Annotated in this window: 6 protein-coding genes; 3 read left to right on the top strand and 3 right to left on the bottom strand. The window is 68.6% G+C overall.

The features are described 5' to 3' along the window. Positions 1-364 (top strand): Rv3235 family protein (locus tag GRC12_RS39480; protein WP_244374474.1); only part of this gene is annotated, 364 nt, incomplete at its 5' end. An 84-nt stretch (positions 365-448) separates the two neighbouring features. Here the strand turns inward: GRC12_RS39480 and secA are convergent. Beyond that, entirely contained in the window at positions 449-3,262 is a 2,814-nt protein-coding gene (secA, locus tag GRC12_RS39475; RefSeq protein ID WP_208785283.1) for a preprotein translocase subunit SecA, read from the bottom strand. Positions 3,263-3,565: 303 nt separating this feature from the next. Here secA and GRC12_RS39470 point away from each other — a divergent pair, with 303 nt between their 5' ends. After that, complete coding sequence (locus GRC12_RS39470) at positions 3,566-4,147, top strand: GNAT family N-acetyltransferase (RefSeq protein ID WP_208785282.1); 582 nt, start codon at positions 3,566-3,568, stop codon at positions 4,145-4,147. Between the two features lie 86 nt (positions 4,148-4,233). Further along, the gene (locus tag GRC12_RS39465; protein WP_208785281.1) at positions 4,234-5,433 is read left to right on the top strand and encodes a winged helix-turn-helix domain-containing protein; all 1,200 of its coding nucleotides are present in this window, start codon (positions 4,234-4,236) and stop codon (positions 5,431-5,433) included. Positions 5,434-5,454: 21 nt separating this feature from the next. On the opposite strand, the gene GRC12_RS39460 is transcribed toward GRC12_RS39465, so the two are convergent. Both GRC12_RS39460 and hpf read right to left on the bottom strand, forming a co-directional pair. Continuing rightward, the gene (locus tag GRC12_RS39460; protein WP_030943352.1) at positions 5,455-6,201 is read right to left on the bottom strand and encodes a response regulator; all 747 of its coding nucleotides are present in this window, start codon (positions 6,199-6,201) and stop codon (positions 5,455-5,457) included. Between the two features lie 206 nt (positions 6,202-6,407). Then, a complete protein-coding gene (gene hpf, locus GRC12_RS46810) occupies positions 6,408-7,100 on the bottom strand; it encodes a ribosome hibernation-promoting factor, HPF/YfiA family (RefSeq protein WP_133046237.1) in 693 nt (230 codons plus the stop codon). Positions 7,101-7,536 lie beyond the last annotated feature (436 nt).

Genomic DNA, 7,536 nt, shown 5'->3' with positions numbered 1-7,536 from the left:
CAGGCGCCCCGTCCCGCAGCCCCGCCCCACCGACGTCTTCGCCGACCGTCTGCTCGCCGTCCTGAGCGGGCAGCGGCCCGTCCACTGGATGCTCCGCCACACCGCGGGCCGTGCCTACGACGAACTGGCCCGGCTCGCCGAACGCGGGCCCCTGCGCGCCCGCGGCACCCGCCCCGTCGTCCGCGACATCGGCTACTGCGTCCCGCGCCCCGGCGCCATCGAGGCGTTCGCCCGCATCGGCGCCGGGGAGCAACTGCGCGCCATGGCCTTCCGCCTGGAGCAGGGCACCGATCTGCGCTGGCGCTGCACGGCGGTGGAGCTGGGCGGACCCCGCCCCGCGCGTGCCGCCCGCGACGACGACTAGGCGACCGTACGCAACAGGGCCGGGCCATCCCTCGGATGACCCGGCCCGAAAGCCGCTACGACGCCTCGGGCGCCGTCGCCGCCGTCACTTCTTCCGGCGACGCCCGCCCCGCGCCTGCTTGCGGCGCTCCGCGCGCGTGAGGCCGTCCGCCTCCGAGCGCACCGGCTCCTCGTCGCCGACGAAGTCGCCCTCGATGGTGCCGCCCTCGCCGTCCACGGTCGGCGCGGAGAAGTGCAGATTCCGCCGCTGCGGAGCGTCCAGCCCCTTCGCGCGGATCTCCGGACGCCCACCCGCCTGGGCCGGCACCGCGTCCTGCTTCTCCATGTCGACCGGAGCGGCGTCCTCGACCGGGACCTCCTCGACCTGCTGCTCGACCTGGACCTCCAGGTTGAACAGGTAGCCGACGGACTCCTCCTTGATGCCCTCCATCATCGCGGTGAACATGTCGAAGCCCTCGCGCTGGTACTCGACCAGCGGGTCCTTCTGCGCCATCGCGCGCAGGCCGATGCCCTCCTGGAGGTAGTCCATCTCGTAGAGGTGCTCGCGCCACTTGCGGTCCAGGACCGACAGCACGACCCGGCGCTCCAGCTCACGCATGATCTCGGAGCCGAGCTGCGCCTCCCGCGCCTCGTACTGCTCGCGGATGTCGTCCTTGATGGACTCGGAGATGAACTCGGCGGTCAGACCGGCCCGGTCGCCGGCGGCCTCCTCCAGTTCCTCCACCGTGATCCGCACCGGGTAGAGCTGCTTGAACGCGCCCCACAGCCGGTCGAGGTCCCAGTCCTCCGGGAAGCCCTCGGCGGTCTCCGCGGCCACGTACGCGTCGATCGTGTCGTCCATGAAGTGGCCGATCTGCTCCTGCAGGTCCTCGCCCTCCAGGACGCGGCGCCGCTCGCCGTAGATGACCTCACGCTGACGGTTGAGGACCTCGTCGTACTTCAGGACGTTCTTACGGGTCTCGAAGTTCTGCTGCTCCACCTGCGACTGGGCGGACGCGATCGCGCGCGTGACCATCTTGTTCTCGATCGGCACGTCGTCCGGGACGTTCGCCATCGACATCACACGCTCGACCATCTGGGCCTTGAACAGCCGCATCAGGTCGTCACCGAGGGACAGGTAGAAGCGGGACTCGCCGGGGTCGCCCTGACGGCCGCTGCGACCGCGCAGCTGGTTGTCGATACGGCGCGACTCGTGCCGCTCGGTGCCCAGCACGTACAGCCCGCCGAGTTCCTCGACCTCTTCCTTCTCGGCCTTGACCGCCTGCTCGGCCCGCTCCAGGGCCGCGGGCAGGAACTGGGCCCACTCCTCGATGTGCTCCTCGGGGTCGAGACCGCGCTGGCGCAGCTCCGCCTCGGCGAGGTCCTCGGGGTTGCCGCCGAGCTTGATGTCCGTACCACGGCCGGCCATGTTGGTGGCCACCGTGACGGCGCCCTTGCGACCGGCCTGGGCGACGATCGTCGCCTCCCGGTCGTGCTGCTTGGCGTTCAGCACCTCGTGCTGGATGCCGCGCTTGGACAGCTGCTGCGAGAGGTACTCGGACTTCTCGACCGACGTCGTACCGACGAGGATCGGCTGGCCCTTCTCGTGCTTCTCGGCGATGTCGTCGACGACCGCCTCGAACTTCGCGACCTCGGTGCGGTAGATGAGGTCCGACTGGTCCACGCGGATCATCGGCTTGTTGGTCGGGATCGGGACCACGCCGAGCTTGTAGATCTGGTGGAACTCGGCGGCCTCGGTCATCGCCGTACCGGTCATGCCGGAGAGCTTCTTGTAGAGGCGGAAGAAGTTCTGCAGGGTGATCGTGGCGAGCGTCTGGTTCTCGTCCTTGATGTCCACCCCTTCCTTCGCCTCGATCGCCTGGTGCATGCCCTCGTTGTAGCGGCGGCCGGCGAGGATACGGCCGGTGTGCTCGTCGACGATCATGACCTCGCCGTCGATGACGACGTAGTCCTTGTCCTTCTTGAAGAGCTCCTTGGCCTTGATGGCGTTGTTGAGGTAGCCCACCAGAGGCGTGTTCACCGACTCGTAGAGGTTGTCGATGCCCAGCCAGTCCTCGACCTTGGTGACACCGGACTCGTGGATGGCGACCGTGCGCTTCTTCTCGTCGACGTCGTAGTCGCCGGTCTCCTCGACACCCTTGAGCGGGTTGCCGGCCTCACCGCGCTTCAGGCGCAGCACCAGCTTGGCGAAGTCGCCGTACCACTTGGTGGCCTGGTCGGCGGGGCCGGAGATGATCAGCGGCGTACGGGCCTCGTCGACGAGGATGGAGTCGACCTCGTCGACGATGGCGAAGTTGTGCCCGCGCTGGACGAGTTCGTCCTTGGACCACGCCATGTTGTCGCGCAGGTAGTCGAAGCCGAACTCGTTGTTCGTGCCGTACGTGATGTCGCACTCGTACTGCTCGCGGCGCTGCGCCGGCGTCATGTTGGCGAGGATGCAGCCGACGCTCAGGCCCAGGAACTTGTGGACGCGGCCCATCATCTCGGAGTCGCGCTCGGCCAGGTAGTCGTTGACCGTGATGAGATGGACGCCGTCACCGGAGAGCGCGTTCAGGTACGCGGGCAGGGTGCCGACCAGGGTCTTGCCCTCACCGGTCTTCATCTCGGCCACATAGCCGAGGTGCAGGGCCGCACCACCCATCAGCTGCACGTCGTAGTGCCGCTGGCCGAGGACGCGCTTGGCGGCCTCGCGCACGGTGGCGAACGCCTCGGGCAGCAGGTCGTCCAAGCTCTCGCCGTCGGCGTAGCGCTGCTTGTACTCATCGGTGAGGGCCCGCAGCTCGGCGTCGGAGAGGTCGACGAAGTCCTCTTCGATGGAGTTGACCTGGTCCGCGATGCGGTGCAGCTTGCGCAGGATCTTGCCTTCGCCTGCACGCATGATCTTCGAGAGGACGGACACGGGGGTTGGTCTCCTTGCCGGTCGGGCCTGGGACGGTCGGTTTCCATTTGACTTACTGAGCAACGGCCATCGTATGCGAGGACCAGCCCCGGTCGGGAGGCCTGCTGTGACGACGACCGTTCAGCACTCGGCGCACCGCCTCAAATCTTCTTCAAAGCGGGCAACGGACGGGCTCACAGGGGACAACGGACGGGCCCCGCGGATGGTGCCGGATCCCGCCGACGAATTGCGCGAATTGTGATCACCCGCTCACGCTCGGCAAAAAGATGGCGTCCCGCGCCTGGCCCCGAGCAGAATCGGCCGATGGAACCCGTGACGCTCACCACCGCCCGTCTGCTGCTGCGCACGGTCGGCCCGCAGGACACCGAAGCGGTGCACGCCGCCGCCCAGGACCCCGACATCCAGCGCTGGACCACCATCCCCTCCCCCTACCTGCCCGAGCACGCGCGCAGCTTCACAGAGGAGATCGTCCCCGAGGGGTGGGCCAACGGCTCGATGCTCACCTTCGGCCTCTTCCTCCCCGAAGGGGAGGAACTGGTGGGCATGCTCGGCCTGACCATGCGTTCCCTGAGCACCGCCGAGATCGGATTCTGGGCCGCCAAGGAGCACAGGGGTAACGGCTACGTCACCGAGGGCGCCGTCGAGGTCTCCCGCTGGGCGTTCACCCAGCTGTCGGTCGACCGCGTGGAATGGCGCGCGGAGGTAGGCAACAGATCCTCCCGCGCGGTGGCGGAGCGCGCCGGCTTCGTCATCGAGGGAACCCTGCGCTCCGCGATCATCCACGGAGGCGTACGCCGTGACGCCTGGGTGGGCGCCCTGCTGCCCTCGGACCTGGGGCTGCCGTCGACGGCCCCGTACCTGCCGGCGCGGGTACAACCCGAGTAGCCCACGCCGAGCCCAACCCCGGGGCATCCGTCGACGAATCCCCAGTTCAGCCGCCACTGTCAGTCCCGCCCCCTATCGTGCGAACCATGACGACCCCGCGCCCCACCACCGACCTCTCGGCAGACGAGGCCCGCCGCATCGCCCTGCGCGCCCAGGGCCTGCTCGGCGCACCCGACCGCAAGGCAGGCGTCCGCGGCATCCTCCGCCACCTCGGCGCGGTCCAGCTGGACACCATCTCGGTCCTGGCCCGCTCCCACGAACTCATCCCGTACGCCCGCCTGGGCGCGGTGGGCCGCAGGACGGTCGAGGACGCCTACTGGAACACCGCGGCGACCGGCGAACCCCACGCCTTCGAGTACTGGTCGCACGCCGCATGCATCCTCCCCGTCGAGGAATGGCCCCACTTCGCCTTCCGCCGCCGCGCCTACCGGTCCCGCCCGCACTGGAACCACGAACTCCCCGACGGCACCTACGACCAGGTCGTCAAACAGCTTCGCGCCGAAGGCCCCCTCACCGCCACCGAGTTGGGCGGCGCCAAGCGCACCAGCGAGTGGTGGGACTGGTCCGGCGCGAAGGTCGCCGTGGAGAGGGCCCTGATGTACGGCGAGGTGGTGTGCGTGCAGCGCCGCGGCTGGAAGCGGGTGTACGACCTGGCCGAGCGGGCGATCCCGGCGCCACTGCTGCACGACGAACTGGACGACACGGAGTGCCTGCGCCGCCTGGTCCGCCTGGCCGGCCAGTCCCTGGGCGTCGGCACGCGCGCGGACATCGCCGACTACCACCGCCTCAAGGGCGAGCAGGTCGACGCGGTCATCGCCGACTCGGGCCTGGTCCCGGTCACGGTCGAGGGCTGGGGCAAACCGGCCTGGGCCGACCCGGCGGCCTTGGAGACACCTCCGCGCGGCCGCCACCGCACCACGCTGCTGTCGCCCTTCGACTCCCTCGTCTGGGAGCGGGCGCGCACGGAGCGGATCTTCGGCTTCACGCACCGCCTGGAGGCCTACGTCCCCAAACCGAAGCGCGTGTACGGCTACTTCGCGATGCCCGTCCTGGCAGGCGGCCGGCTCGTCGGCCGCGTCGACCCCGCCCGCGAAGGCGCCACGCTGATCGCACGGCAAATCACCCTGGACGGACCCAAGGTGGTCCCGGCCGTCGCGGAAGCACTGGTGGAAGCGGCCAGTTGGGTGGGCTGCACGAGCGTACGCGTGGAGCGGGTGGACGCCCCGGAACTGCACGAGCCGCTCACCAAGGAGGTGACCCGGGCGCTCGTCGCCGCCCTGCGCTGAACCAGGCCCAGCGGGCTCCCGTCAGCGGATCTCGAGGATCTTCTCCCGCATCGCGTACACCACCGCCTCCATCCTGGAGTGCAGCTGCAGCTTCTCCAGGATGTTGCGCACATGGTTCTTCACGGTGTTCTCGGAGATGAACAACTCCTTGGCGATGTCCCGGTTGTTCATGCCCGTGGCGACGAGCTTGAGGACCTCCAGCTCACGGTCCGTCAGCCGCGGCGCGGGCACCAGCCGTCGCTCGTCGGTGCGCTGGATCATCGACTTGAACTCGGTGAGGAGCTTCGACGCCATGGAGGGACTGATCTGCGACTGCCCGTCGGCGACCGCGCGAATGGCCGTGGCCACCTCGTCCGTCGAGATCTCCTTCAGGAGATAACCGGTCGCGCCCGCCTTGATCGCGTCGTAGAGGTCGGCCTCCTCGTCGCTGATCGTCAGCATGATGATCTTGGCGCTGGGAGCGACCTCCTTGATGGAGGTGCACGCCTCGATCCCACCCCGCTTGGGCATCCGCACATCCATCAGGACGATGTCGGGCAGCAGGTCGGCAGCCTTGTCGACGGCCTCCGCGCCGTCCCCGGCCTCGCCCACGACCTGGATGTCCTCCTCGGCCGCGAGCACGATCTCCAGACCACGGCGGAAGAGAGCGTGGTCGTCCACGACCAGGACTCTGATCGGCTCCTTGCGTGGAGAGCCCGCGTCCGGGCCCATGCCGACGACGCCACCGTCGGCATCCTCGTCCCGCATCGGTCCGAAGCTGTCCGCCATCGTTCCTCCCCCTGAAGGCTGTGGCCTGTGGTGCTGTGCCATCCGCCAACCCAAGGCAACGGCCCACCGGTTGAGCCGCTGAGGCCATGATTCCATGCCCGGGCGACAACGCGGTGACAGAGCGGGACGCGAAGTGGTCGCACACCGGTGCCCCTGGGGGCGCACAGGCGCTCCAGGGGCACCGGCACAACTGTCAGCCGCGAGGATCAGCCACCCAACGTGCCACCCGGCGCGGGAGACTGCGCCTGGGCGACCATCGGGTCCGTGCTGAGGTGGATGACGCCGTAGTCGTACGCGTGCCGCCGGTAGACGACACTCGGTTCCTTCGTCTCGGAGTCGACGAACAGATAAAAGTCGTGGCCGACCAGCTCCATCTCGTAGAGGGCCTGGTCGAGCGTCATCGGGGAGGCGACATGCGTCTTCTCGCGGACGACGAGGGGGCCTTCGCCCTTCACTTCCAGCGAGCCGATCTTCCTGGTGGGTACGCCGTCGGTGTCTTCCTCGTGGACAGCCTGGCCGTTCCCGTTGAGCGTCGCCGCGCCAGGGACGTGGTCGGGGACCTCGGCCGCCGAGATCCGACGCGCGCCACGGCGCGAGAACCGCTTGTCGTGCTGCTTGCGCAGCCGGGCGTCCAGCTTCTCCGCCGCCAGGTCGAGCGCCGCGTACGGATCGCTGGCCGCCGCCTCCGCCCTGATCACCGGACCGCGGGAGCGGAGCGTGATCTCCACTCGGTCACAACGGTCGGCTTGTCGGGGGTTGGGCTCCTTGGACACCTCGACGTCGAGGCTGATCACCTTGCCATCGAGCTTCTGGATCTTCTCCAGCTTCAGCTTCTCGGCCACGTGCTTGCGGAACCGCTCGGGCACCTCGGTCTTGCGGCCCTTGACGACGATGTCCACGCAGAACTCCGTTCCCGGATCGCTCCGCCTCGCTGCGGAGCGTCTCCCTTTTGCACCAGGCTCCGGTGATCTCCGGAACCTACGGACTCGGTGACGTCCACCTCCTCCCCCGCGGGCAAGATCTCCACTCCACCAGCGCGGGTGATGGTGAAAACCCGCAGCACGGCACTCGGGTACGTGAGGCGTGGCCTGCGCCTTTCCTCACAACCGAACATATCTCGCCCGGACGGATGTCGTCACCCTCTACCGCGGCGTACCTCCGTTCAGGTGAATTGACCCTGTCATTACCTGCAACGATGCAAGTGCACAGTCAGTTCCGGTTTATTTCGAAAGAGTCCGGCGACGCCGCGACCACAGCCGCGCAGATCAGGGCACCGGCGCTGCACGCACCCGCCCTTCCCAGCCCGTCGCGCATAAGGTCGGCCTCTTCCTCCAC

The organism is Streptomyces griseorubiginosus, from assembly GCF_017614965.1.
GTDB classification, from domain to species: domain Bacteria; phylum Actinomycetota; class Actinomycetes; order Streptomycetales; family Streptomycetaceae; genus Streptomyces; species Streptomyces griseorubiginosus_B.
This window is presented reverse-complemented; position numbering and strand designations above follow the sequence as displayed.

What these genes read in the sequence shown, in the direction of transcription:
- GRC12_RS39470 (WP_208785282.1), top strand. Translation starts at nt 3,566, where the DNA reads ATGGAACCCGTGACGCTCACCACCGCCCGTCTGCTGCTGCGCACGGTC.
- GRC12_RS39465 (WP_208785281.1), top strand. Translation starts at nt 4,234, where the DNA reads ATGACGACCCCGCGCCCCACCACCGACCTCTCGGCAGACGAGGCCCGC.
- GRC12_RS39460 (WP_030943352.1), bottom strand. Translation starts at nt 6,201, where the DNA reads ATGGCGGACAGCTTCGGACCGATGCGGGACGAGGATGCCGACGGTGGC.